23 protein-coding genes and 1 riboswitch are annotated in these 24,462 nt (G+C 71.4%); of the genes, 17 read left to right on the forward strand and 6 right to left on the reverse strand.

Annotated elements, in window-relative coordinates; translation table 11 throughout:
- The first annotated feature begins 40 nt into the window (after nt 1–40).
- The 5 genes from ABZY45_RS04120 to ABZY45_RS04140 all read left to right on the forward strand — a co-directional run bounded on the left by ABZY45_RS04120 (nt 41) and on the right by ABZY45_RS04140 (nt 6,470).
- Complete coding sequence (locus ABZY45_RS04120; protein WP_145802047.1) at nt 41–850, forward strand: c-type cytochrome; 810 nt, start codon at nt 41–43, stop codon at nt 848–850.
- Nucleotides 847–1,899: a Rieske 2Fe-2S domain-containing protein gene (locus tag ABZY45_RS04125; RefSeq protein WP_356735864.1), complete on the forward strand. Its 1,053-nt coding sequence runs from the start codon at nt 847–849 to the stop codon at nt 1,897–1,899. The genes ABZY45_RS04120 and ABZY45_RS04125 overlap by 4 nt, the downstream gene beginning before the upstream one ends.
- Entirely contained in the window at nt 1,896–3,521 is a 1,626-nt protein-coding gene (locus ABZY45_RS04130) for a cytochrome bc complex cytochrome b subunit (RefSeq protein WP_356735866.1), read from the forward strand. The genes ABZY45_RS04125 and ABZY45_RS04130 overlap by 4 nt, the downstream gene beginning before the upstream one ends.
- Before the next feature lie 123 nt (nt 3,522–3,644).
- The gene (gene trpD, locus ABZY45_RS04135; protein WP_356735868.1) at nt 3,645–4,709 is read left to right on the forward strand and encodes an anthranilate phosphoribosyltransferase; all 1,065 of its coding nucleotides are present in this window, start codon (nt 3,645–3,647) and stop codon (nt 4,707–4,709) included.
- A gap of 86 nt (nt 4,710–4,795) precedes the next feature.
- Nucleotides 4,796–4,913, forward strand: a riboswitch (SAM riboswitch).
- Nucleotides 4,914–5,093: 180 nt separating this feature from the next.
- Nucleotides 5,094–6,470: an aminotransferase class V-fold PLP-dependent enzyme gene (locus ABZY45_RS04140; protein WP_356735870.1), complete on the forward strand. Its 1,377-nt coding sequence runs from the start codon at nt 5,094–5,096 to the stop codon at nt 6,468–6,470.
- An 80-nt stretch (nt 6,471–6,550) separates the two neighbouring features.
- Here ABZY45_RS04140 and ABZY45_RS04145 read toward each other — a convergent pair whose 3' ends face one another.
- On the reverse strand, nt 6,551–6,832 hold the full coding sequence (locus tag ABZY45_RS04145) for an Lrp/AsnC ligand binding domain-containing protein (protein ID WP_326765141.1): 282 nt from the start codon (nt 6,830–6,832) through the stop codon (nt 6,551–6,553).
- The gene (locus tag ABZY45_RS04150; protein WP_356735872.1) at nt 6,829–7,581 is read right to left on the reverse strand and encodes a rhomboid family intramembrane serine protease; all 753 of its coding nucleotides are present in this window, start codon (nt 7,579–7,581) and stop codon (nt 6,829–6,831) included. The genes ABZY45_RS04145 and ABZY45_RS04150 overlap by 4 nt, the downstream gene beginning before the upstream one ends.
- Before the next feature lie 170 nt (nt 7,582–7,751).
- On the opposite strand from ABZY45_RS04150, the gene ABZY45_RS04155 reads away from it, so the two are divergent.
- From ABZY45_RS04155 to ABZY45_RS04175, 5 genes are all read left to right on the forward strand, one after another.
- Nucleotides 7,752–7,994, forward strand: coding sequence for a hypothetical protein (locus tag ABZY45_RS04155; RefSeq protein WP_145802061.1), 243 nt, complete (start codon nt 7,752–7,754; stop codon nt 7,992–7,994).
- Between the two features lie 37 nt (nt 7,995–8,031).
- Nucleotides 8,032–9,393: an NYN domain-containing protein gene (locus tag ABZY45_RS04160; protein ID WP_356735875.1), complete on the forward strand. Its 1,362-nt coding sequence runs from the start codon at nt 8,032–8,034 to the stop codon at nt 9,391–9,393.
- A gap of 297 nt (nt 9,394–9,690) precedes the next feature.
- On the forward strand, nt 9,691–10,716 hold the full coding sequence (locus tag ABZY45_RS04165) for an NlpC/P60 family protein (protein WP_356735877.1): 1,026 nt from the start codon (nt 9,691–9,693) through the stop codon (nt 10,714–10,716).
- Nucleotides 10,717–10,952: 236 nt separating this feature from the next.
- Nucleotides 10,953–11,975: a C40 family peptidase gene (locus tag ABZY45_RS04170; protein ID WP_356735878.1), complete on the forward strand. Its 1,023-nt coding sequence runs from the start codon at nt 10,953–10,955 to the stop codon at nt 11,973–11,975.
- A gap of 16 nt (nt 11,976–11,991) precedes the next feature.
- Complete coding sequence (locus ABZY45_RS04175) at nt 11,992–13,245, forward strand: hypothetical protein (RefSeq protein ID WP_356735880.1); 1,254 nt, start codon at nt 11,992–11,994, stop codon at nt 13,243–13,245.
- Here the strand turns inward: ABZY45_RS04175 and ABZY45_RS04180 are convergent.
- A complete protein-coding gene (locus ABZY45_RS04180) occupies nt 13,202–14,470 on the reverse strand; it encodes a glycosyltransferase family 87 protein (protein WP_356735882.1) in 1,269 nt (422 codons plus the stop codon). The genes ABZY45_RS04175 and ABZY45_RS04180 overlap by 44 nt on opposite strands.
- Before the next feature lie 77 nt (nt 14,471–14,547).
- Here ABZY45_RS04180 and ABZY45_RS04185 point away from each other — a divergent pair, with 77 nt between their 5' ends.
- Nucleotides 14,548–15,690: a glycosyltransferase family 4 protein gene (locus ABZY45_RS04185; RefSeq protein ID WP_356735884.1), complete on the forward strand. Its 1,143-nt coding sequence runs from the start codon at nt 14,548–14,550 to the stop codon at nt 15,688–15,690.
- A 100-nt stretch (nt 15,691–15,790) separates the two neighbouring features.
- Here ABZY45_RS04185 and ABZY45_RS04190 read toward each other — a convergent pair whose 3' ends face one another.
- Nucleotides 15,791–17,587, reverse strand: a complete 1,797-nt coding sequence (locus tag ABZY45_RS04190; RefSeq protein ID WP_356735886.1) for an AMP-dependent synthetase/ligase — start codon at nt 17,585–17,587, stop codon at nt 15,791–15,793.
- Between the two features lie 280 nt (nt 17,588–17,867).
- Between ABZY45_RS04190 and ABZY45_RS04195 the strand changes: the two genes are divergently transcribed.
- The 6 genes from ABZY45_RS04195 to ABZY45_RS04220 all read left to right on the forward strand — a co-directional run bounded on the left by ABZY45_RS04195 (nt 17,868) and on the right by ABZY45_RS04220 (nt 22,844).
- On the forward strand, nt 17,868–18,677 hold the full coding sequence (locus ABZY45_RS04195; RefSeq protein ID WP_356735888.1) for a metallophosphoesterase: 810 nt from the start codon (nt 17,868–17,870) through the stop codon (nt 18,675–18,677).
- A gap of 118 nt (nt 18,678–18,795) precedes the next feature.
- Nucleotides 18,796–19,245, forward strand: a complete 450-nt coding sequence (locus ABZY45_RS04200) for an SRPBCC family protein (RefSeq protein WP_356735890.1) — start codon at nt 18,796–18,798, stop codon at nt 19,243–19,245.
- Nucleotides 19,246–19,249: 4 nt separating this feature from the next.
- Nucleotides 19,250–20,431 carry an ArsA-related P-loop ATPase gene (locus ABZY45_RS04205; protein ID WP_356735892.1) on the forward strand — a complete coding sequence of 394 codons (1,182 nt, stop codon included), beginning with the start codon at nt 19,250–19,252 and terminating at the stop codon, nt 20,429–20,431.
- A gap of 80 nt (nt 20,432–20,511) precedes the next feature.
- Nucleotides 20,512–20,991: a DUF5304 domain-containing protein gene (locus tag ABZY45_RS04210; RefSeq protein WP_356735894.1), complete on the forward strand. Its 480-nt coding sequence runs from the start codon at nt 20,512–20,514 to the stop codon at nt 20,989–20,991.
- Nucleotides 20,992–21,067: 76 nt separating this feature from the next.
- Nucleotides 21,068–22,009 carry an ROK family glucokinase gene (locus tag ABZY45_RS04215; protein WP_145802082.1) on the forward strand — a complete coding sequence of 314 codons (942 nt, stop codon included), beginning with the start codon at nt 21,068–21,070 and terminating at the stop codon, nt 22,007–22,009.
- Nucleotides 22,010–22,082: 73 nt separating this feature from the next.
- The gene (locus tag ABZY45_RS04220; protein WP_356735897.1) at nt 22,083–22,844 is read left to right on the forward strand and encodes an endonuclease/exonuclease/phosphatase family protein; all 762 of its coding nucleotides are present in this window, start codon (nt 22,083–22,085) and stop codon (nt 22,842–22,844) included.
- A gap of 108 nt (nt 22,845–22,952) precedes the next feature.
- Here the strand turns inward: ABZY45_RS04220 and ABZY45_RS04225 are convergent, their stop codons facing one another.
- Together ABZY45_RS04225 and ABZY45_RS04230 are read right to left on the reverse strand one after the other, a co-directional pair.
- Nucleotides 22,953–23,624, reverse strand: coding sequence for a hypothetical protein (locus ABZY45_RS04225; RefSeq protein ID WP_356735899.1), 672 nt, complete (start codon nt 23,622–23,624; stop codon nt 22,953–22,955).
- Entirely contained in the window at nt 23,617–24,396 is a 780-nt protein-coding gene (locus ABZY45_RS04230; RefSeq protein ID WP_356735901.1) for an alpha/beta fold hydrolase, read from the reverse strand. Before ABZY45_RS04230 ends, ABZY45_RS04225 begins: the two co-directional genes overlap by 8 nt.
- Nucleotides 24,397–24,462: the final 66 nt, after the last annotated feature.

The following is a 24,462-nucleotide window of genomic DNA, read 5'->3' on the forward strand; positions in this document are numbered from 1 at the left end:
CCCATCATCGACGCAGAAGATCCTGACACCGGGGTAATCCGTGAAAAAGCTCTCCGCACGACGACGCCATCCGCTGGCGGCAGTCGTCGTACTACTCCTCGCGCTGGCGGCTACCGGGGGGCTGTACGCCGCGTTCGCGCCTGCGGGTAAGGCGCAGGCCGACGACACCGCCCAGTCCCTCGCCATCGACGAGGGCAAGAAGCTCTACTCCGTGGGCTGTGCCAGCTGCCACGGATCCGGCGGTCAGGGCACCACCGACGGGCCGTCCCTCGTGGGCGTCGGCTCCGCGGCCGTCGACTTCCAGGTCGGCACCGGACGTATGCCGGCCCAGCAGCCGGGCGCCCAGGTACCGAAGAAGAAGGTCATCTACAGCCAGGCCGAGATCGACCAGCTCGCGGCGTACGTCGCGTCGCTGGGCGCCGGTCCGATCACGCCGACCGAGAGTCAGGTCGACCCCGCCGGCGCGGACGTGGCCAAGGGCGGCGACCTGTTCCGTACCAACTGCGCGCAGTGCCACAACTTCACCGGCGAGGGCGGCGCGCTGACGAACGGCAAGTACGCCCCGAGCCTGGAAGGCGTGAGCCCGAAGCACATCTACGAGGCCATGCAGACCGGCCCGCAGAGCATGCCCTCCTTCCCCGACACCACGATGCCGGAGCAGGAGAAGAAAGACATCATCGCGTACATCAAGACCGTCAACGGTGATGAGTCCGAGACCCCCGGTGGCCTCTCGCTCGGTGGCCTCGGCCCCGTGAGTGAGGGTCTCTTCGGCTGGATCTTCGGCCTGGGCGGCCTGGTCGCCATCGCCGTCTGGGTCGCGGCCCACACCGCTAAGGCCAAGAAGTCATGAGTAGCCAACAGATTCCAGAAGAGAACCTGCCGGTCGAGCAGGGCACCGCGCACGGCGCGGTGAAGGTGGCGGACGACCCGTTCGCCAACCCCGGTCTGCCGGCCCACAAGCCGCGCATCCAGGACATCGACGAACGGGCAGCGAGGCGCTCCGAGCGGGCCGTCGCGTTCATGTTCACGCTGTCCATGCTGGCGACGGTCGGCTTCATCGCCTCCTACGTCATCTTCCCGGTCGACAAGATCGTCTACATCTGGCCGTTCGGGCATGTGAGCGCGCTCAACTTCTCCCTGGGTCTGACCCTGGGTCTCGCGCTCTTCTGCATCGGCGCGGGTGCCGTCCACTGGGCACGCACCCTGATGTCCGACGTGGAGGTCGCCGACGACCGGCACGCGATCGAGGCGACGCCCGAGGTCAAGGCCAAGGTCCTGGCCGACTTCGCGGACGGCGCCCGTGAGTCCGCGATCGGCCGGCGGAAGCTGATCCGGAACACCATGTTCGGCGCGCTGGCCCTGGTGCCGCTCTCCGGCGTGGTCCTGCTGCGCGACCTGGGTCCGCTGCCGGAGAAGAAGCTCCGCTCGACGCTGTGGGCCAAGGGCAAGCTGCTCGTCAACATGAACACCATGGAGCCGCTGCGTCCCGAGGACGTCGTCGTCGGTTCGCTGACCTTCGCCATGCCCGAGGGCCTGGAGGAGGACGCGCACGACTTCCAGTCGCAGATCGCCAAGGCCGCCCTGATGATCGTCCGCATCGAGCCGGACAACATCAAGGACAAGCGCGAGCGCGAGTGGGCCCACGAGGGAATCGTGGCCTTCTCCAAGATCTGCACCCACGTCGGCTGCCCGATCAGCCTGTACGAGCAGCAGACGCATCACGTGCTCTGCCCGTGCCACCAGTCCACCTTCGACCTCTCCGACGGCGCCCGCGTCATCTTCGGTCCGGCCGGTCACGCCCTTCCGCAGCTGCGGATCGGTGTGAACAGCGAGGGCAACCTCGAGGCGCTCGGTGACTTCGAAGAGCCCGTCGGTCCTGCCTTCTGGGAGCGCGGATGAGTACTGCGACGGAAACACAGCGCAAGGCGCCCGCCGGTGAGCGGGTGGCCGACTGGGCGGACGGCCGGCTCGGCATCTACGGCCTGGCCAAGGCCAACATGCGCAAGATCTTCCCGGACCACTGGTCCTTCATGCTCGGCGAGATCTGCCTCTACAGCTTCATCATCATCATCCTCACGGGTGTGTACCTGACGCTGTTCTTCCACCCGAGCATGAACGAGGTCATCTACCACGGCTCGTACGAGCCGATGCAGGGCATCCGGATGTCCGAGGCCTACGCCTCGACGCTGGACATCAGCTTCGACGTCCGCGGTGGTCTGCTCGTCCGGCAGATCCACCACTGGGCAGCGGTGATCTTCCTCGCCGGCATGTTCGTGCACATGTTCCGGGTGTTCTTCACCGGCGCGTACCGCAAGCCCCGCGAGATCAACTGGCTGTTCGGCTTCCTGCTGTTCGTCCTCGGCATGTTCACCGGGTTCACCGGCTACTCGCTCCCGGACGACCTGCTCTCCGGTACGGGTGTGCGCTTCACGCAGGGCGCCATCCTGTCGATGCCGATCGTCGGTACGTACATCTCGATGTTCCTGTTCGGCGGGGAGTTCCCCGGCACGGACATCATCGCGAGGTTCTACTCGATCCACATCCTGCTGCTGCCGGGCATCATGCTCGGGCTCGTGGTCGGCCACCTCATCCTGGTCTTCTTCCACAAGCACACGCAGTTCGCGGGTCCCGGCCGCACGAACAAGAACGTCGTCGGCATGCCGCTGCTCCCGGTGTACATGGCCAAGGCCGGAGGCTTCTTCTTCCTGGTCTTCGGTTTCATCGCGATCATCGCGGCGATCGCCACGATCAACCCGATCTGGGCACTCGGCCCCTACCGCCCCGACCAGGTGTCCACGGGCGCCCAGCCGGACTGGTACATGGGCTTCGCCGAAGGCTTCGTCCGTGTGATGCCGGGCTGGGAGATCAACCTCTGGGGCCACACACTGGTCCTGGGCGTGCTGATCCCGCTGGTCCTCTTCGGTGTGATCCTCGCGGCGCTGGCGCTCTACCCGTTCATCGAGTCCTGGATCACCGGGGACAAGCGCGAGCACCACATCCTGGACCGTCCGCGCAACGCTCCGACCCGTACGGGTCTGGGTGTCGCCTGGATCACGATCTACTTCGTGATGCTGGTCGGCGGCGGCAACGACATCTGGGCGACCCACTTCCACCTGTCGCTCAACGCGATCAGCTGGTTCGTGCGCATCGCCTTCTTCGTCGGCCCGGTCCTCGCGTTCGTCGTCACCCGGCGCATCTGCCTCGGCCTCCAGCGCCGCGACAAGGAGAAGGTGCTGCACGGGCGGGAGTCCGGCACCATCAAGCGCCTGCCGCACGGTGAGTTCGTGGAGATCCACGAGCCGCTCGGCCCGGAGCAGCTGCACACGCTCACCGCGCACGAGCAGTACAAGCCGCTCGAGATCGGCCCGACGGTCGACGAGAACGGTGTCGAGCGCAAGCCGTCGGCACTCCAGAAGCTGCGGGTCAGGCTCAGCAAGAGCTACTACGGCGAGGACAACCAGATCGCCAAGCCCACCGCCGAGGAGTACAAGGAGATCACCAGCGGCCACGGCCACCACTGATCACCTCAGCTGAACGCCACAGCAGGAGCCCCGTCCATCCGATGGACGGGGCTCTTCGCTGTCCCGGGGCCTGGATAAGGTGGGAGTCAATCCTTGTATCGGCTGTGGACCCAGGAGCGGACCATGAACGTTGTGACCCCGGACGGCGGCGACAGCGTGGCGGCCCGTACCTGGCCCGGCGTGCTGACCCCGTTGCTGCGCGGCGAGAACCTGGGCGCGGACGACACCGCGTGGGCCATGGACCGCATCATGAGCGGCGAGGCGACCGACGCGCAGATCGCCGGCTTCGCCGTGGCTCTGCGGTCCAAGGGCGAGACCGTGGACGAGGTCACGGGCCTGGTCCGCGCCATGTACGAACACGCCCACACCATCGACGTGCCCGGCCACACGGTCGACATCGTGGGGACCGGCGGCGACATGGCCAAGACGGTCAACATCTCCACCATGTCGGCGATCGTCGTCGCCGGGGCCGGAGCCAAGGTCGTCAAGCACGGCAACCGCGCCTCCTCCTCGGCGAGCGGCGCATCCGACGTGCTGGAGAAGCTCGGCGTGAACCTGGAGCTGACTCCGCAGCGCGTGGTCGCCGTCGCCGAGGAGGCGGGCATCACCTTCTGCTTCGCCGTGAAGTTCCACCCGGCTCTCCGGTACGCGGCCAAGGCCCGCAGGGAGCTCGGCACCCAGACCACCTTCAACATCCTCGGCCCGCTCACCAACCCGGCCCGGGTGCGTTCCCAGGCCATCGGGGTGGCCGATGCGAAGATGGCGCCCATCGTCGCGGGTGTGCTGGCCGGCCGGGGGAACTCGGCGCTGGTCTTCCGCGGTGACGACGGCCTGGACGAGCTGACGACCACGGCGACCTCCCGGGTCTGGGTCGTCCGAGACGGAGCCGTGCGCGAGGAGACCTTCGACCCGCGTGACGTCGGCCTGGACCTGGTGCCCGTCGAGGCGCTGCGCGGCGCCGACGCCTCGTACAACGCGGACGTCGCCCGGCGGCTGCTCGACGGGGAGACCGGCCCGGTCCGCGACGCGGTGCTGCTCAACTCCGCCGCCGCGCTGGTCGCGTCGGACCAGGGCGAGGGCACGCTGACCGAGCAGCTGGCGGCCAAGATGGTGCGGGCCGCGGAGTCGATCGACTCGGGCGCCGCCAAGCGGGCTCTGGAGCGCTGGGTGGCGGCCAGCAACGCCTGACGGCGCACACGGTGTGATCAAGGGCGCAGTCCGCATCGCGGACTGCGCCCTTGCGCGTGGCGGCCGTTGTGGCAAGATGCTGCGCAGGTCATGAGTGACAGCGACTACGGCCCCGGCCCGCTGTCCGGCAACCCTCCGTCCGTGGCGGGGTGCCCCGGGTGAAGACCAGGCCGCAGGCAGCGAGGTCTGCGGCAAGCGCGGGCCCCTCGGCATCGTCTGATGCCACCCCTTGGGGTCCTGGTCCCAGGGAGCCTCTTGTGAGCAAGCGAATGCGATAGGGCTCAACGCCCTTCTCCGCGCACCCTTCTTTTCTCTCCACGCGCTGCCGCGTCCCTTCATGACTGCCGGCGCGCGGATTTCGCCTGCCTCTTACGGGAGTTCGCCATGTCTGTCTCCACCACTGCCGTCGACCAGTCCATTTGTGCCCCGCTGCCGGTTCTGGGCGCGGATGTCACCGTTCCGCTCGTGACGGGCGGAGATGTCACGTACGCGGCCCTCGACTACGCCGCCAGTGCTCCGGCTCTCCAGCGGGTCTGGGACGACGTGGCCGCCTACGCCCCGTACTACGGCAGCGTGCACCGCGGGGCCGGCTACCTCTCGCAGCTCTCCACCGACCTCTTCGAGAGCAGCCGCGTGACCGTCGCGGAGTTCCTCGGCTGCCGCGCGGACGACCAGGTGGTCTTCACCCGCTCGACGACCGACTCCCTCAACCTGCTCGCCGCCGCGCTCCCCGCCGACTGCGAGGTGTTCGTGTTCGAGACCGAGCACCACGCCTCGCTGCTTCCGTGGCGTGACGCCCGGGTGACCTACCTCGACGCCCCGCGCACCCCGGCCCAGGCGGTGGCCACGCTGGAGAAGGCCCTCGCCGACCGTGACCCCCACGGCCCCGCGCTGGTCTGCGTCACCGGTGCGTCCAATGTCACCGGTGAGCTGTGGCCGGTGAAGGAGCTCGCGGCCGCCGCCCACGCGCACGGTGCGCGGATCGTGCTCGACGCGGCGCAGCTGGCGCCCCACCACCCGGTCGACATCGCCGAGCTGGACGTCGACTGGGTCGCCTTCTCCGGGCACAAGCTGTACGCGCCCTTCGGCTCGGGCGTGCTCGCGGGCCGTACCGACTGGCTGCGGGACGCCGAGCCGTACCTCGCGGGCGGCGGTGCCTCCCGTAAGGTCGCCCGGCGCGCCGACGGCGGCGTGGACGTCGAGTGGCACACCACGGCCGCCCGGCACGAGGCCGGCTCGCCCAACGTCATCGGTGTCTACTCCATCGCCTCCGCCTGCAAGGCCCTGACCGAGGCGGGCTTCGACAAGCTCGTCGCACGGGAGCAGCAGCTGGTCTCCCGGGTCCGTGAGGGCCTCGCGGACGTGCCCGAGGTCAAGGTGCTCTCGCTGTTCGGTGACGACGCCCCGCGGGTCGGCGTCATCTCCTTCGTGGTCGAGGGCTGGAACAGCTCGCACTTCGCGGCGGCACTCTCCGCGGAGTACGGCATCGGGGTGCGCGACGGACTGTTCTGCGCCCACCCGCTGGTGCGCACCCTGCTCGGCAGCGAGCCGCAGGACCCGGGCGAGTGCGGCGCGCCCGAGGCCGCGCCGGGGGAGCGGTCGCTCAACGCCATCCGGGTGAGCTTCGGGGCGGGTACGCCGGACGAGCACGTCGAGCGGTTCCTGGGCGCGGTCCGGGAGCTCGTCGGCAAGGGGGCCCGCTGGACCTACCGCACCGAGGACGGCCGCTGCGTTCCCGACCGCGGCGCGGCCCAGGTCTGATCGGAAGCGACACGGCTCCGGCCGGGTGGGGCAGGCGCCTGCCTGCCCCACCCGGCCGGAGCCGTGTGCCGTGTGCCGTACTAGGCGTCGAGACCGATGGCGAAGGCCGCCTCGAGGTCGTGCTGCGAGTACGTCCGGAAGGCGACATGGGTGTCGGTGGCCTCGACGCCCGGGATCTTGCTGATCCTGCCGGGGATGACGTCGGCCAGGTCGTCGTGCCGGGGCACCCGGACCATGGCGATCAGGTCGTACGTACCGGTGACCGAGAAGACCTCGCTGACGCTGTCCAACGCCGCGATGGCCTCGGCGATCTCGGGAATCCGGTCCACGCTGGTTTTGATGAGCACGATCGCGGTGATCACGGCTGGCTTTCTCCCTCAGTGGCCGTGGCTGGAGACTTCACTCTAGTACCACCCCGGAAACGCACCCAGGCGTAGAGAAACCCGGCCGCGAAGCCCGCGACGTGCGCGAGGTACGCCACGCCCGGGCCGCTGCCCGCGCTCCGGGCCGCCAGCCACTGCAGGACGAACCAGAACACGAGCACGATCCAGGCGGGGAAGCGCAGCGGCAGGAAGAACAGGAAGGGGAAGAGGCTGGTGACCCGGGCGCGGGGGAAGAGGTAGAGGAACGCGCCGAGCACCGCCGAGATCGCCCCGGACGCGCCCACCAGGGTCTGGCCGGAATCCGCGTGCACCACCGCGTAGGCCACGAGCGCGAAGTAACCGCACGCCACGTAGAAGAAGCTGAACTCGATCCGGCCCATGCGCTCCTCGGCCATCGCGCCGAACACGTACAGGAACAGCATGTTGCCCAGCAGGTGCAGCCAGCTGCCGTGCACGAAGAGCGCGGTCAGCGGGGTCAGCGTCGCGCGTGCGGAGCCGGCCACGAGCTCGCTGGGGATCACACCCCACCGCTCGAAGTACCCGGCCTGCGCGGCCAGCAGGCTGTCGGCACTGCCGTAGACGGGGTTGAAGCCGGAGAGCGGGCTGATCAGGAACACCGCGCAGCACAGCGCGATGAGCCCGTACGTGACGGGGGCCCCGCCCGCGGTGGCCGCGGTCCCGAGCTCCCTGGCCCGCTCCCGCCAGTCGACTTTCCGCCAATCGGTCACGTGCAGAGCATGACGCACCAGGCGAGAACGGGACAGACCGCCTCGCCGTGCCGATAGGTATGCGCGAGGCCGTAGGGTTACCGAAAGACATCCGCAGTTCGACGGCGCACCGCGAGATCGAAGACCTGGACACGCACCACACTCGACGAACGACGAAAGAGGACGCAACGATGACGACGGTTCCCCAGCCGACGGACGGGACCCGCTGGCGCTGCACGCTCTGCGGCAACCTCACCCGTTTCGATGTGACCCGCTCATCGAAGGTCGTGGAGTACGTCCATCTCGACCTGGCCGGGGAGTCGAGTGTCGAGGAGCGCGAGGTGGTCAGTGAGACCATCGAGTCGGTGCGCTGCCGTTGGTGCAACGCGGTGGACCAGATCGAGCTGGTCGCCAGGCCGGGCGCCGACTCCTGACGGAGCCGCGCGGACAGACATATTGGGGTGATGGATGGTGGAGCAGCCGACAGGCGGCGCCGAACCGGCCGACGCGGCCGACGGCACCGCGGAGTCGCTCGACCGTCCCCTGCCGGAGGGTGTGCGCCGCAAGGTGGTGGCGCTGGTCTCGGACGCCTTCGGCGGTCTGACCGTCGGCGAACTGCCCTCCCAGCTCCGGCAGTACGCCCGCTTCACCCCGAGCAGACGGGCCAAGTTCGCGGGCAACGCGATGGCGGCGGCGCTGGAGAGCGACCCCGCGTTCCGCCGTCGCATCGCCGAACGGGTCGCCCAGACCCAGCCGGAGCTGGCCGAGGCGCTGGGGTCGGGTGTGCCGCCCGCGGCCGCCGATCCCGTGGACGTGGCCGCCGCGGCCTATGTGCTGCGGCCGTCGGGCTGGGTCAAGCTGGTGGCGGCGGCCGGTGAGGAGGTCCAGCGCGCTCACGCCGAGCGCGCGGACGAGGAGACCCGGCGGGAGCTGGAGCGGCTGCGCGAGGAACTCGACCGCGCCCGCGGCCAGACCAGGGCCGACACCGAGCGGCTGCGGTCGGAGCTCGAGGCGTCCCGCAAGGAGGCCGACTCCCTGCACCGCAAGCTGCGCAGCGCCCTCAGTGAGATCAAGCGCGGTGAGGCCGCCCTGCGCAAGGCGGGTGCGGAGGCCGACGGTGTGCGTGCCGAGGCCGCGGCCCAGGTGTCCGCCGCCGAGAGCGAGACCCGCCGGCTGAAGGCGCGGCTGGCCGAGGCGGAGGCCTCCGTCGAGGCCGGGCGCCGTGCGGCCAGGGAGGGGCGCTCCGTCGAGGACATGCGCCTCAGGCTGCTCCTGGACACCGTGCTCGACGCGGCGCAGGGGCTCCGCCGTGAACTCGCCCTGCCTCCCTCCTCGATCCGCCCCGCGGACGGTGTCGAAGCGGTCGAGCCCGGCCGGATGTCGCCCAAGGACATTGCGGCCAGGGCGCTTTCGGAGACCGACCCGGCGCTGCTCGACCAACTGCTCGCCCTGCCGCAGGCGCATCTGATCGTGGACGGCTACAACGTCACCAAGACCGGCTATCCGCAGATGCCGCTGGAGAAGCAGCGGTTGCGCCTCCTGGGCGGGCTCTCCGTCCTCGCGGCCCAGACCGGTGCCGAGATGACCTGCGTATTCGACGGGGCCGAACTGGCCGCGCCGGTCCTGCTCGCGCCGCCGCGCGGAGTGCGCGTGCTCTTCAGCAAGGCGGGCGTCACCGCCGACGAGCTGATCCGGCAGCTGGCGCGCGCCGAACCGCCGGGCAGACCCGTCGTCGTGGTCTCCACCGACCGCGAGGTCGCCGACGGTGTCGCGAAGGCCGGGGCGAGGCCCGTCGCGTCCGTCTTGCTCCTGAAGCGCCTTTCGCGCGTCTGAGGCGTCTTGTGTGGCTTGAGTGACTTGCCGGAATTCATGGAACGTACCGTCAACTTGCCGCTACACCCAGTGTGATGAAAGTAAAGAAGTGCCTGGTGTGACGAGATTTTGCTCGTGAGGATTTGAACTGATCACAAGATGGTCACTAGGGTCAGGCCTCGAACCTTCGCACGGTTGATCGCCCACCCGGGGTGACGGCGAAGGAACCGCCGAGTCCGTGACGTGCACGGAGCCGGGGATTCTCATCTGTCCCCCCACAACCCGGTAGGCGGCTCGAGGAAGAAGGAGCTCGCCTTCGTGGCGTCCCACCGTCGTCCCAAGCAGCCGAGCCGCACCCGCGTGACCGTGCTCACCGCGACCGCCGCCGCAGCCGTGGCCCTGACTTCCCAGGCGGCGCACGCCGACCCCAAGCCGACCAAGAGCGAGGTCAAGGCGAAGGTCGACAAGCTCTACCACGAGGCCGAGGTCGCCACCGAGAAGGCGAACGGGGCCAAGGAGCAGCAGGACAAGCTCAAGAAGCAGGCCGACGCGCTCCAGGACAAGGTCGCCCGCGGCCAGGACGAGCTCAACACCCTGCGTGGCGAGCTCGGTTCGCTCGCCACCGCGCAGTACCGCTCCGGTGGTCTCGACCCGTCCGTCCAGCTGCTGCTCTCCTCGGACCCGGACAGCTTCCTCGACCAGGCCTCCGCGCTGGACCAGCTGACGGCCAAGCAGGCCGAGTCGCTGCAGAAGATCCAGGCGAAGCAGCGGACCCTCGCGCAGCAGCGCAAGGAGGCGCAGGGCAAGCTCGCCGACCTCGCCGACGTCCGCGAGACGCTGAACGAGAACAAGAAGAAGTACCAGGGCAAGCTGGCCGCCGCCCAGAAGCTGCTGAACACCCTCACCGCCGCCGAGCGGGCCAAGATGGACCAGGACGAGGCGCGCGCCAGCCGCGCCGCCGGTGACCGGGTCGAGCTCGGCAACGAGGTCCCCGCGTCCGCCCGTGGTGCCGCCGCCCTCCAGGCCGCCGCCACGCAGCTCGGCAAGCCGTACGTCTCCGGCGGCTCCGGCCCCAACTCGTACGACTGCTCGGGGCTGACCCAGTGGGCCTACGCCCAGGCCGGCGTCCAGATCACCCGCACCACGTACACCCAGGTCAACGACGGTGTCCGGATCGGCCGCAGCGCCCTCAAGCCGGGCGACCTGGTCTTCTTCAGCAACACCTCGCACGTGGGCCTGTACGCGGGCAACAACCAGGTCCTGCACGCGCCGTACCCGGGTCAGGTCGTCCGGTACGAGGCCATGGAGTACCTGGGCTCCTTCCAGTTCGGCGTGCGCGTCTGACGCCCGAACGGGCGAATCGCCGCACCCTTCGCTGACGCCCCGCCCCGCCGGAGACCCAGGTCACCGGCGGGGCGCCGCTGTACGGTGCCCCCTTCCCCTTCCGGCGTGGCCTTTGGTCACTCCGTGTCCGTCCGGTTACTGTCTGCGCTGCCGCGCAGCTCCCGGTCGTCGGTCCGCCCTCCCGGGCGGCAGGGGCTGCGCACATCTGCGTACAGCGGAAGGGAGTGCGGCTTCCTGTGGTCTCGCATCGCCGCCCCACCCGGCCCGGCCTCAACCGTGGCGTCCGGGCAACCGTCCTGTCGGCGGCCGCGGCCACCGCGGCCGCCGGCCTCGGCGCCGCACCGGCGGGTGCCGCCCCCGAGGACACCCGCGAGACGGCCAGGGCCGCCGTCGACCGGCTGTACGGGGAGGCCGAGCGGGCCACCGAGCGCTACAACGCCGCCCGGGAGGACATGGACCGGATGCGCGGCAAGGTCGCCAGGGCCCAGGACTCGGCGGCCCGCACCCAGCAGGACATCAACGAGATGCGCGCGTCGCTCGGATCGATGGCCGTGGCCCAGTACCGCTCCGGCGGCATCGACCCCTCGGTCGCGCTGCTGCTCTCCTCGGACCCGGACACCTATCTGGACCGGGCGGCGGCCCTGGAGCGGGCCGGTGAGCGCCGGGCCCTGACGCTGCACAAGCTCCGCGCGGCACAGCGCAGGATCGCCCAGAGCCGCGCGGAGGCCGCCGGTGCCCTCGCCGCCCTGGAGCGCGACCGGGCTGCCGTGGCGCGCCACAAGCGCACCGTGGAGGGCAAGCTGGCCACGGCCCGGCAGCTGCTGAGCTCCCTGCCCGCCGCCGACCGTGCGTCCCTCGGCCGCGCCTCGCGCTCCGGCCGTGAGGGGACGCCCCCCGTGGCGGGGCCCGGCTCGGCACGCGGCCTGGCGGCCCTCATGGCGGCCCGGCAGGCACTGGGCAGGCCGTACGTGTGGGGCGCCAACGGGCCCGCGGGATTCGACTGCTCCGGGCTGATGCAGTGGGCGTACGCGCAGGCCGGCGTCGCCCTGCCCCGAACCTCGCAGGCCCAGCGGTACGCGGGCCGCACGGTGCCGCTCTCGCAGGCCCGGCCCGGCGACCTGGTCGTCTACCGCGCGGACGCGAGCCACATCGGGATGTACGCGGGCGGCGGCCAGGTCATCCACGCCCCTTACCCCGGCGCCCCGGTGCGCTACGACCCCGTCGGCATGATGCCCGTCTCCTCGGTCACGCGCGTCTGACCGTACGATCGGCAGGATGGCTGTCACGGCGCAGGACGCACGACGGGGACGCACCCGTGGACGGCGCGCGGCGGGTGCCGTGCTCGCCGCCCTGCTGCTGGCGCCCGCCTGCTCCGCACCCGAGAACACCGCCGGCCCCGTCACCGCCCAGGAGGTGGGCGCGGCACTGGACCGCAGGGCCGCCGCCCTCCTGGAGCACGACACCGAGGCGTACCTGGCCGCGCTCGACCCGCGCGCCACGGCGTTCCGCGCGGCCCAGCGCACCGAACTGGGCAACCTCGCCGACGTACCGCTGGAGTCGTGGGCATACCGGGTCGAGAGCGTGAGGGGCAAGGGGGCGGACCGGGTCACCGCCGAGGTCGAGCTGCGCTACCGGATCAAGGGCTACGACAAGGCCCCCATGTCCAGCTCCCGCACCGTGGAGCTGGTCCGCCGCGGCGACGCCGGGAGCTGGTACATCTCCGCCGACCGGGCCGCCGGCGACGGGCCGGGACAACTCTGGCAGCAGGGCGACGTCGAGGTCGTACGCGGCACGCACAGCCTCGTCCTCGGGGTCGGCCGCCCCGCGCGGGAGCTGCGCCGCATCGCGGCCACCGCCGACCGGGCGGTCCCGGCCGTCACCGGTGCCTGGCCGGAACCCTGGGCGGAGCGCGTGGTGGTGCTCGTGCCCGAGACCGTGGACGACATGGCGGGGCTGCTCGGCTCGCCGGTGGCCAGCTACCGGGGCATGGCCGCCGTCACCACCGGCAAGGTCGGCGGCAGCGGCCGGGCCCCCGCGGACCGGGTGGTCGTCAACCCGCAGGCGTACGGCACGCTAGGCGACTTCGGGCAGCGGGTCGTCCTCACCCACGAGACCACGCACGTCGCGACGCGCTCCCACACCTCGGCCGCCACCCCGGTCTGGCTCTCCGAGGGCTTCGCCGACCGGGCCGCCTACCTCGGGGAGAGCCGTACGGCCCAGGAGCTCGCCTCGGAGCTCACCGAGGCCGTGCGGAGCGGCGACCTGCCCGCGGACCTGCCCACGGACGAGGACTTCGGCTTCGGTGAGGACGCGGACCAACTGTCCCGGGCGTACGAGAGCGGCTGGCTGGCCTGCGAGCTGATCGCGCGGGACTGGGGCGACGAGGAGCTCATCGCCTTCTACAAGGCCGTGGGGAGCCGTTCCGGGCGGGACGGGGCGGTGGAGCACGCCATGCAGTCCGTACTCGGCACCACGCCCCCGGAGTTCACGGCGCGCTGGCGGGAGTATCTGCGCGACCGGCTCGGCTGACCTCCCCGGCCGCCGGACGCCCCTGCCGCCCTCCTGGCACGGTGTCCCGCCACAGCCGTCGCGCGGCGATCAGCGCCGCCGTGACCAGCAGACCGTTGCGTACGGCCATGAGCGCCACGCCCTCCCCGTCGCTGGCCACCACATGGGCGAAGCCGAGCGGGAACTCCAGCAGGGTGACCCCGGTGGCCAGCAGCACCAGGCACGCGGGCAGGGCCGTGCGGCTGCCCCGGAACGCCAGGCACACCGCGGCCACCCCGAGCGGCCACACCATGTACTGGGGGCTGATGACGCGGCTGGTCACCGTGAACAGCAGCACCGCGGTGAACGCGGCGTCCGCCGGGGTGTGCACCGCGAAGGTCCTGGCCCGCAGCCGCCACAGCAGCAGCCAGCCGAAGGCGAGCACGCTCAGCGCCAGAGCCAGCGTGCTCACCAGCGCCACATGCGGACCGGAGAATTCCATGGAGCCGTACCGCAGCTCCACGTGGCCCTCCCAGCCGAACTGCCGCGCCACATGGAAGACCAGCGCGCCCAGCGACTCGATCTCCAGCCCGCGGTCGCGCTGGAAGGTCAGGAACGCGAACGCGCCGGGCAGCGCCGCCGCCGAGACCAGGACGAGCACGGCGGCCGTCACCCCCGCCGCGGACCAGGACCGCCGCGTCGCCCGCCCCCGGGCCGTGCCCACCAGCAGCAGCACCGGCCACACCTTCAGCAGCGTCCCGAAGGCGGCCAGCGCCCCCAGCGCCCTGGGGTGCCGCACGCCCGCCAGCAGCGCCGCCACCGCGACCGCCGTCACCATCAGGTCGTACCGGGCGTAGACCGTCGGCCCCAGCAGCGGCACACCCGCCACCCACAGCCACGCCCCCGCGTTCCGCATGCCCGGACGGTTCCCCGCGTACACCAGCAGCCCGAGGACCAGCGCGTCACACAGGAGGACGAGCACGAAGAACGCGGAGGCGTACTCCAGGAACGGCAGCAGACCGGGGGACAGCACCGCCAGGGCGGCGGCCGGCGGGTACTGCCAGGTGACGTCGTCCAGCGGATACGAACCGGCGCGGAGCACCTCGTACCAGCCGCGGTAGATCACCGAGACGTCACTCGTGACGTCAGGGCCCGGCACCGTGAACACCTTGAAGACGCAGAGCAGCAGCACCGCCCGCGTGAGGCCCCATACGGCGAGGCACAGGCCCCGGCTTGCCCGGCCGCTCGTACCCGTCCTGACCGTCATGCACGCCATGATGCAGGTCCAGGCTGTGCGGGAGCCGTCAGGCAGGGCCGTCGAGGCGCCCGGTACTGTCGGCGGCGATGGACAAGACCCTGATCGTGACGAACGACTTCCCGCCCCGCCCCGGCGGCATCCAGGCCTTCCTGCACAACATGGCGCTGCGTCTGGACCCCGAGCAGCTCGTCGTGTACGCATCCACGTGGAAGCGCGGCGCGGAGGGCGCCGAGGCCACCGCGGCCTTCGACGCCGAGCAGCCCTTCACCGTCGTACGCGACCGTACGACGATGCTCCTGCCCACCCCGGGGGCGACCCGGCAGGCGGTCCGGCTGCTGCGGGAGCACGGCTGCTCCTCCGTGTGGTTCGGCGCCGCCGCTCCGCTCGGGCTGATGGCTCCCGCGCTGCGCAGGGCCGGTGCCCGCCGGATCGTGGCCACCACGCACGGCCACGAGGCGGGCTGGGCCCAGCTGCCGGCGTCCCGCCAGTTGCTGCGCCGCATCGGCGAGGGCACCGACACCCTCACCTACCTCGGCGAGTACACCCGGTCCAGGATCGCCGGGGCGCTCACCGGCAGGGCCGCCGAACGGATGGTCCAGCTGCCGCCCGGGGTCGACGAGAAGACCTTCCACCCGGCCTCCGGCGGGGACCGCGTCCGGGCCCGGCTCGGGCTCGCGGACCGGCCCGTCGTCGTGTGCGTCTCACGGCTCGTGCCGCGCAAGGGCCAGGACACGCTCATCCTCGCCATGCCGGCGATCCTGGCCCGGGTGCCGGACGCGGTCCTGCTCGTCGTCGGCGGCGGGCCGTACGCCGGACAGCTGAAGAAGCTGGCCGCAGAGACCGGTGTGGAGGACTCCGTCCGCTTCACCGGGCCAGTGCCCTGGGAGGAACTGCCCGCGCACTACGGCGCCGGCGACGTCTTCGCCATGCCCTGCCGCACCCGGCGCGGCGGGCTCGACGTGGAGGGCCTCGGCATCGTCTATCTGGAGGCGTCCGCGACCGGGCTGCCGGTCGTCGCGGGAGACTCCGGCGGAGCCCCCGACGCCGTCCTGGACGGGGAGACGGGCTGGGTGGTCCGGGGCGGCTCCGCCGAGGAGTCCGCCGACCGGATCGTCACCCTGCTCCAGGACCCCGAACTGCGCCGCCGCATGGGGGAGCGGGGCCGGGAGTGGGTCGAGGAGAAGTGGCGCTGGGACCTGCTCGCCGAGAAGCTCAGGACGCTGCTCTGACACCTGGGAACGGGCCGAGGGCGCCGGCCCGGGACGACCACGAGGAGGGGGCCCGTACCTGGTCGGGTACGGGCCCTCTCCTCGTCAGGCGGGTGCGGGCTCAGCCGCGGTAGATCGACTCGACCTCGTCCGCGAAGTCCTTCGCCACGACGTTGCGCTTCAGCTTCAGCGAGGGGGTGATGTGGCCCGCCTCCTCGGTGAACTGCGAGGCGAGGATGCGGAACTTGCGTACCGACTCCGCCTTGGAGACCGCGGCGTTGCCGTCGTCCACGGCCCGCTGGACCTCCGCCAGCAGGTCGGGGTCCTCGCGGAGCGAGACCGCGGTCGACCCGGCCGGCTTGCCGTTCTCCTCGGCCCAGCGGGAGAGGAACTCCTCGTCCAGGGTGAGCAGCGCGCCGACGAACGGCCGTCCGTCGCCGACCACCATGCACTCGGCGACCAGGGCGTGTGCCCGGATCCGGTCCTCGATCACCGCGGGGGCGACGTTCTTCCCTCCCGCCGTGACGATGATCTCCTTCTTGCGGCCCGTGATCGCGAGATAGCCGTCCTCGTCGAGCGTGCCGATGTCACCCGTGTGGAACCAGCCGTCGGCCAGGGCCTCCGCCGTCGCCGACTCGTTCTGCCAGTACCCGGTGAACAGGTGCTCGCCGTGGAGCAGCACCTCGCCGTCGTCCGCGATCCGCACGACCGAGCCGGGCAGCGGCTGGCCGACCGTGCCGATCTTCTGCCGGTCCCACGGGTTGAAGGCCGTGGCGGCACAGCTCTCCGTCAGGCCGTAGCCCTCCAGAACCGTGAAGCCGATGCCGCGGAAGAAGTGGCCGAGCCGCTCACCGAGCGGCGCGCCGCCGGAGATGGCGTACTCGCCGCGACCGCCGAGCACGGCCCGCAGCTTGCTGAACACCAGCTTGTCGAAGACCTTGTGCTTGACCTTCAGGCCCATCGAGGGGCCCTGGGGGGTGCCCAGCGCGCGGCTGTACGCGATCGCCGTGCCGGCCGCGCGGTCGAAGATCTTGCCCTTGCCGTCGGCCTGGGCCTTGGCCCGCGCCGAGTTGTAGACCTTCTCGAAGACCCGGGGGACGCCGAGTATCAGCGTCGGACGGAAGGAGGCCAGCTCATCGGTGAGGTTCTTGATGTCCGGCACACAGCCGAGCTTGATCGGGGCCATCACCGAGGCGACCTCGACGAGCCGGCCGAAGACGTGCGCGGTGGGCAGGAAGAGGAGGACGGAGCACTCACCGGTACGGAAGAGGGGCTTCAGCCGCTCCACGATGTTGCCGCACTCCGCGAAGAAGCTGCGGTGCGTCAGCACACAGCCCTTGGGGCGGCCGGTCGTGCCCGAGGTGTAGACGATGGTCGCGGGGTCGTCGGCCTTGGCGCTGACCATGCGCAGGTCCAGGGTCTCGTCGGAGACCTCGGCGCCGGAGGCCACCAGCTGGCCGACCGCGCCCCGGTCGATCTCCCAGACGTGCTGGAGGCCGGGGAGCCGGTCGCGTACGGCGGCGACGGACCGCGCGTGGGCGTCACTCTCCACGACGACCGCGACGGCGCCCGAGTCGCCGAGTATCCACTGAACCTGCTCGGCGGAGCTGGTCTCGTAGACCGGCACGGTGACCGCACCCGCGCTCCAGATCGCGAAGTCCAGCAGGACCCACTCGAAGCGGGTGCGGGACATGAGCGCGACCCGGTCGCCGGGCTGGATGCCCGCCGCGATGAGGCCTCTGGCGGTGTCTTCGACCTCAGCGAGGAACTGGGTGGCGGTGACGTCGGTCCAGACGCCGGCGACCTTCCGGCTCATCACCGCGACATCGGGATGCTGCGCGGCGTTGCGGCGGATGAGATCCGTCAGGTTGCCGTCCGTAGGGACCTCGTACAGGGCCGGAAGGCTGAACTCGCGCAAGACTGCTGCTCCTCATCGGGCTCCGGTTCCACGGCTCTGTGCGACGTACCGGATCGGTCCAAGCCTGGCAGATGCTCAGTGGGGTGAGCACGACTGGACTGGCCGGACGTTACCCACCGGTACTCGGTTCCGGAAAGGGGGTTCCGGCCAGATGTCTTATGCATCACACATATCGGTGGTTCTTCGGCGCACATTAGTCCACCCGTGTCCCGATCCGGAAGTAATCGCAGGTCCGGCGGCCTCTACCCAGAGCGCCGCGCGGAGACCTAGGGTGATCCGCATGCGAGTCGGCACACCGCGCAATCCACACACAATCAGCACTCGACGGACACGCGTGCACGTGGTCAGTGACGTGCACGGGAACGCGGAGGCGCTGGCGCGCGCCGGGGACGGCGCGGACGCGCTCATCTGCCTCGGCGACCTGGTCCTCTTCCTCGACTACGCGGACCATTCGCGCGGGATCTTCCCCGACCTCTTCGGCAAGGAGAACGCCGACCGCATCGTCGAGCTGCGCACCGCGCGCCGCTTCGAGGAAGCGCGGGCGTTCGGCCGCGAGCTCTGGGCGGGCCGGGACCGTAATGCCGCGATCCTGTCCGCCGTACGCAAGCAGTACGCCGAGATGTTCGCCGCCATGCCCACCCCTACGTACGCCACCTACGGCAATGTCGACGTGCCGGCCCTCTGGCCGGAGTACGCCCATGCCGGTACAACCGTCCTGGACGGCGAGCGGGTGGAGATCGGCGGCAGGGTCTTCGGCTTCGTCGGCGGCGGCCTCAGGACCCCGATGAACACGCCGTACGAGATCAGCGACGAGGAGTACGCGGCCAAGGTCGAGGCGCTCGGTCCGGTCGACGTCCTGTGCTCGCACATCCCGCCCGAGGTACCGGAGCTGACGTACGACACCGTCGCCCGGCGCTTCGAGCGGGGCAGCCGCGCGCTCCTGGAGGCCATCGGCCGCACCCGTCCCCGCTACGCCCTTTTCGGCCATGTCCATCAGCCCCTGGTGCGCCGGATGCGCATCGGCGTCACGGAGTGCGTCAACGTCGGCCACTTCGCCTCGACCGGGCGGCCGTGGGCCCTGGAGTGGTGAGACACGGCCGCCGGTCCCGGGCCGGGGCGCGGGCGGGGTCGCCGTGCGCACGCGATAGCCTGCACACGGCAGGCCTCTGCCGAACGCGACCGGTACACCGCACTGGAGGGCCACGGCGATGGCTGAACACACCAGCTCGAGCATCACGATCGAGGCGGCGCCGGCCGACGTCATGGGAGTGATCGCCGACTTCGCCCGCTACCCCGAGTGGACCGGCGAGGTGAAGGAGGCCGAGATCCTGGCCACCGACGACCAGGGCCGCGCCGAGCAGGTCCGGCTCGTCCTGGACGCCGGAGCGATCAAGGACGACCACGTCCTCGCCTACACCTGGAACAGCCCCTACGAAGTCGGCTGGACCCTCGTCAAGTCCCAGATGCTGCGCGCCCTCGACGGCAGTTACGCGCTGGCGCCGCTGGGCGAGGGCGACCGCACCGAGGTCACCTACCGCCTCGCCGTGGACGTCAAGATCCCGCTGCTCGGCATGATCAAGCGCAAGGCGGAGAAGGTCATCATCGACCGCGCCCTCGCCGGGCTGAAGAAGCGCGTCGAGTCCGTCCCGAAGGTCTGACCTCGTGCGTACGGTCCTCGTCACCGGCCCCGGCGGCGCGGGCCGTACCACCGTGGCGGCCGCGACCGCGCTCGCATCGGCCCGTGGCGGCCGGCGCACCCTTCTCGTCTCCTGTGACGCGGTACCCGCCTTCCCGGAGGGGCCAGGACCCGTGGAGGCCGCCGAGCGGCTCTTCCACGTCCGCGTCGACTCCGCCGCGCACTTCCGGGGCGAACTCCTGGACCTGCAGGACCGGGCCTCCGGTGTGCTCGACCTGCTCGGCGCCAACCGGCTGGACGGCGAGGAGCTCACCGAACTGCCCGGCGCCCCGCAGCTCGCCCTCCTGCACACCCTGCGCCGGGTGGCCGAGGGCGACTGGGCGCAGGAGGGCTACGAGACCCTCGTCGTCGACCTGCCCCCGCTGACCGAGGCGCTCGCCCTGCTCGCGCTCCCGGGCCAGCTGCGCCGCTACCTCCGGCGCCTCCTGCCCCGGGAACGCCAGGCCGCCAGGGCTCTGCGCCCGGTGCTCGCCCAGCTCGCCGGCGTCCCCATGCCGGCCCAGTGGCTGTACGAGGCCGCCGCCCGCAAGGACGCGGAACTGGCCGCCGTCGAGGCCCTGATCGAGGACGGCGCGACCACCGTCCGGCTGGTCGCCGAACCAGGGCAGGCCGCCGAGGACGCGCTGAGCGCCGCCCGCACCGGGCTCGCCCTGCACGGACTGCGCGTCGACGCCGTCGTGGCCTCCCGGGTCCTGCCCCGTCACTCCGCCGATCCGTGGTTCGCCGGCCTCTCCGCCCGGCAGGACAAGTGCCTGGACCACTGGCGGCAGGAGTGGGCACCGGCGACGCCCGTACGCGAGAGCGCCCACCTCGGCCGGGATCCGCGCACCGTCGAGGACCTGGCCGTTCTCGCGGAGCACTGCGCACCGGACGAACGCCCGCCGGGACACGCCGGGAACCCCTGGTGGACCGAGGACGACGGGGACGGTGTCATCGCCTGGTGCCTGCCGCTGCCCGGAGCGGTCAAGGAGGACCTCAAGCTGGTCCGGCGGGGCGACGAACTGCTCCTCACCGCGGGTCCGTTCCACCGGATCGTGCGCCTGGAGTCCGCGCTGCGCCGCTGCGCCGTCGCCGGGGCGGCGCTCGCCGACGGCGTCCTGCGTGTCCGGTTCAGGCCTGACCCCGCGCTCTGGCCCCGGACACAATGAACGGGGTACCACCGTTCGGGTAACGTCGGTAGTACGTGGCCCGTACGGTCACGCAGACAACCGCGCCGCAGGAGTCCGCCATGAGTGAAGCCACCGATCGTCCCGTCGACGACGACGCGTGGGCGGAGGCCTGCGCCGAGGACCTCGAAGCGGAGAAGGCCCGACGGAGGGCCCAGTACGGACAGCAGCCGGGATCCGCGGCCGAAGAGCTGCGCAAGCTGATCGACGCGGTGGCCGACAAGGTCTCCTCGCTGCAGTCGCCGCTGCTCGGCATGGCCGCCCAGGGCACCGTCCAGCAGGTGATCCGGCAGGCCAAGTCGGCGGTCGAACCCGTGATCGAGCGCAATCCGGAGCTTTTCGACCATCTCGCCGCCGCGGGGAACGAACTGCTGGCCGCCTACCGCTCAGCGGTCGAGGGCCAGGAAGGCCGCTGGACCAAGGGCACCGAGGGCGCCGGCGGCACCGGAAGCAACCCCGGTCCTGCGAAGAAGGCCGCACAGGACCCCTCGGACCCGCGTGACGAGGGCACCGGCGGCAGCGAACACATCGACCTGGACTGACCCTGGACAGGGAAATACCCGTCCCCGGCTCGGGTACGGTTGGCCGTAGCGGGGCTCGACCGAAACTGAGGGATTCATGGGACTCACCATCGGCGTCGATATCGGCGGCACGAAGATCGCGGCTGGAGTGGTCGACGAAGAGGGCCGGATCCTCTCGACGTTCAAGGTATCGACCCCGCCGACCGCCGAAGGCATCGTGGACGCGATCAGCTCCGCCGTGTCCGGAGCGAGCGAGGGCCACGACGTCGAGGCCGTAGGCATCGGCGCGGCCGGATACGTCGACGACAAGCGCGCGACCGTGCTGTTCGCCCCGAACATCAACTGGCGCCACGAGCCGCTCAAGGACAAGGTCGAGCAGCGCGTCGGCCTCCCCGTCGTCGTCGAGAACGACGCCAACGCGGCGGCCTGGGGCGAATACCGCTTCGGTGCCGGCCAGGGCCACGACGACGTCATCTGCATCACGCTCGGCACCGGCCTCGGCGGCGGCATCATCATCGGCAACAAGCTGCGCCGGGGGCGCTTCGGTGTGGCGGCGGAATTCGGCCACATCCGGGTCGTCCCGGACGGGCTGCTGTGCGGCTGCGGCAGCCAGGGCTGCTGGGAGCAGTACGCCTCCGGGCGCGCCCTCGTGCGGTACGCGAAACAGCGCGCCAACGCCACCCCGGAGAACGCCACGATCCTGCTGGGTCTCGGCGACGGCTCCGTGGAGGGCATCGAGGGCAAGCACATCAGCGAGGCCGCCCGCCAGGGCTGCCCGGTGGCCGTCGACTCCTTCCGTGAGCTGGCCCGCTGGGCCGGAGCGGGCCTGGCCGACCTCGCCTCGCTCTTCGACCCGTCGGCCTTCATCGTCGGCGGCGGCGTCTCGGACGAGGGCGAACTGGTCCTCGACCCGATCCGCAAGTCCTTCCGGCGCTGGCTGATCGGCGGCGAATGGCGTCCGCACGCGCAGGTCCTCGCAGCCCAACTGGGCGGCAAGGCCGGGCTGGTGGGCGCGGCGGACCTGGCACGCCAGGGCTGATCATCACCACGGCACGTCCGACGCCCGTCGCGCCCTCCGGGGAGCGGCGGGCGTCCGTCGTATCGTGCGTCCCATGGTCACCACGCCGATGCCCTTGCCCGACTCCCGTACCGAGCCGGACGGTTCGGCCGTCATCCGGGTGCTCAGCTACAACGTCCGCTCGCTGCGTGACGACACCGAGGCCCTGGCCCGTGTCATCCGCGCCTGCGCCCCCGATCTCGTGTGCGTCCAGGAGGCCCCGCGATTCTTCCGCTGGCGCAAGGCCGCTGCCCGGCTCGCCGCCATGACCGACCTGGTGATGCTCAGCGGCGGGGCGACCGCGGCCGGGCCGATGCTGCTCTGCTCCCTGCGCGCCACGGTGGAACGGACCGAGGACGTGCTGCTGCCCCTCACCCCGGGCCTCCACCGCCGCGGTCTGGCCACGGCGGTCGTACGGTTCGCCGGGGCCCGGCTCGGCGTCGTGAGCTGTCATCTGAGTCTGCAGCGCGAGGAGCGGCAGGCTCAGGCGGGGATGCTGCTGGACCGGGTCGACGCGATGGGCGTCCGGCACGCGGTGGTGGCCGGCGACCTCAACGACGTACCGGACGGAGGTGCCTTCCGGCGGCTGGCCGGCCGGCTCCAGGACTGCCGGACCGTGCGGCCGTGGGGTGGGGAGAACACCTTCCCGCCCGGCGCACCCAGCAAGCGGATCGACGCGGTGTTCGCGACCGGTGGCATCGAGGTGCTCGGCTGCGGCGTGCCTGAAGGGCTGCCGGGCATCGAGGACGCCGATCTGCGGACGGCCACGGACCATCTGCCCGTCCTGGCCGCCCTGCGGGTGCCGGCGGGGGACTGAACGACCGGGGAGACCGGACGAACCGGCGGCGCGTGACGCACCGGCGGCTCCGCTCCGGCCACCCGCCCGCCCTCCGGTGACCCGGGGGGCGGCCGGCGCGGAACCCGCTCAGACGACCGCGCCGCGTCCCGGGTCGTCGTCCTCTTCGTCGTCGTGGGGCATGCGAGCCACCAGGGTGGCGAAACCGCCCAGGAAACCGCCGATGGAGAGTGTGGTGAGCCACCACGTCATCTCCCACTGCATCAGCACCGCGATCAGCATCAGCACCGGTCCGCCCACCACCGCGAGCCAGGCGAACTTCGCGGTCACGTCGGCCTCGGGGAGCGGCGGCGGCTCCGGCGGGACGAAATGTCCCTCCTCGCCGTCGTCCGGGTCGTCGGTGTCCGAGTCCCGGGGCTCCGCCAGGCCGTAGTCGCGCGGACCGGCGACCCCGGGGGCGAAGACCACCGAGCCGCCGAGCGGCTTCTGCTCCGGCGGCTTCACCGGGGCCTTCCCGCTCGTGCCCTTGTCCGCGTCCTCGCCTGTGCCGGACTCCTGCGCCGGGTCCAGGACGTTCAGCTGACCGTCCTCGAGCAGGGCCAGGTCCTCGATCGACTTGAACGGCTTGGCTCCCGGCGGGTCCGGCGGCTCCTCGCCGTAACCCGCCACGATCGCCTCCCAGGCCGCGGCCTCGTCGAGCGGCCGTGCCGCATCGGTGCCTTCGGGAACGGCCGTCCCCTCCGTGGGGCGCGGCTCGCGCTCCTCGTCACTGCCCGCGCGCTCCGCGTCGTGCTCAGCCACCGGACGTGCTCCCCTTCTTGCCGGCATCGGGTGCGAGGCGGCCGATGAACCGGAAGCTCTCGTCGAAGATCCGCTCCGCATCGTGGTCCAACGTCGCGACGTGGTAGCTCTGTTCCAGCACGATCTCCTCGACGTCCCGGGACGAGACCCGGCTGAGGATCCGCGCCGAGTCGGCCGGCGGGACGACATGGTCCTGCGGGCTGTGCAGCAGCACGAGTGGCTGGGTCACCTGAGGCAGCTCGGCGTCGACGAGCCGGAAGAAGGCCCGTACGGAATGGGCGGCGTGCAGCGGAACCCGGTCGTAACCGACCTCCTCGGAGCCCTCCAGCGCGATGTCGCTCGTCAGCCCCTTCGTCGTCCGCACCAGATGCCGGGCGACCGGCAGGGCGTACGCCGAGAGGCCGTGGACCTTGTTCGCCGGGTTCACCAGCACCAGGCCCGCGATCTCGTCTCCGTGCTTCGCGGCGAGGCGAAGCGCCAGGGCCCCGCCCATGGACAGGCCGAAGACGAAGACCTGCTCGCACCGCTGCCGCAGCGCGCGCAGCTCGCGGTCGACCTCCGCGTACCAGTCCTGCCAGCCCGTGACGGCCATGTCCTCCCAGCGCGTGCCGTGCCCTGGCAGCAGGGGGAGGGACACGGTCAGCCCCCGCTCCGCCAGGTAGTCGGCCCAGGGGCGCAGCGACTGCGGCGAACCCGTGAATCCGTGACAGAGGAGGACGCCGACCTCTCCGCCCTCGTGGCGGAACGGCTCGGCTCCAGGGAGGACCGGCACCGGGGTCTCCTGTTCATGAAGCGGGCGGGGGTGAGGGGTGTGCGAAAGGATGACTTCACCGTACGC

The organism is Streptomyces sp. NPDC006516 (genome assembly GCF_040611875.1).
Taxonomy (GTDB): Bacteria; Actinomycetota; Actinomycetes; order Streptomycetales; family Streptomycetaceae; genus Streptomyces.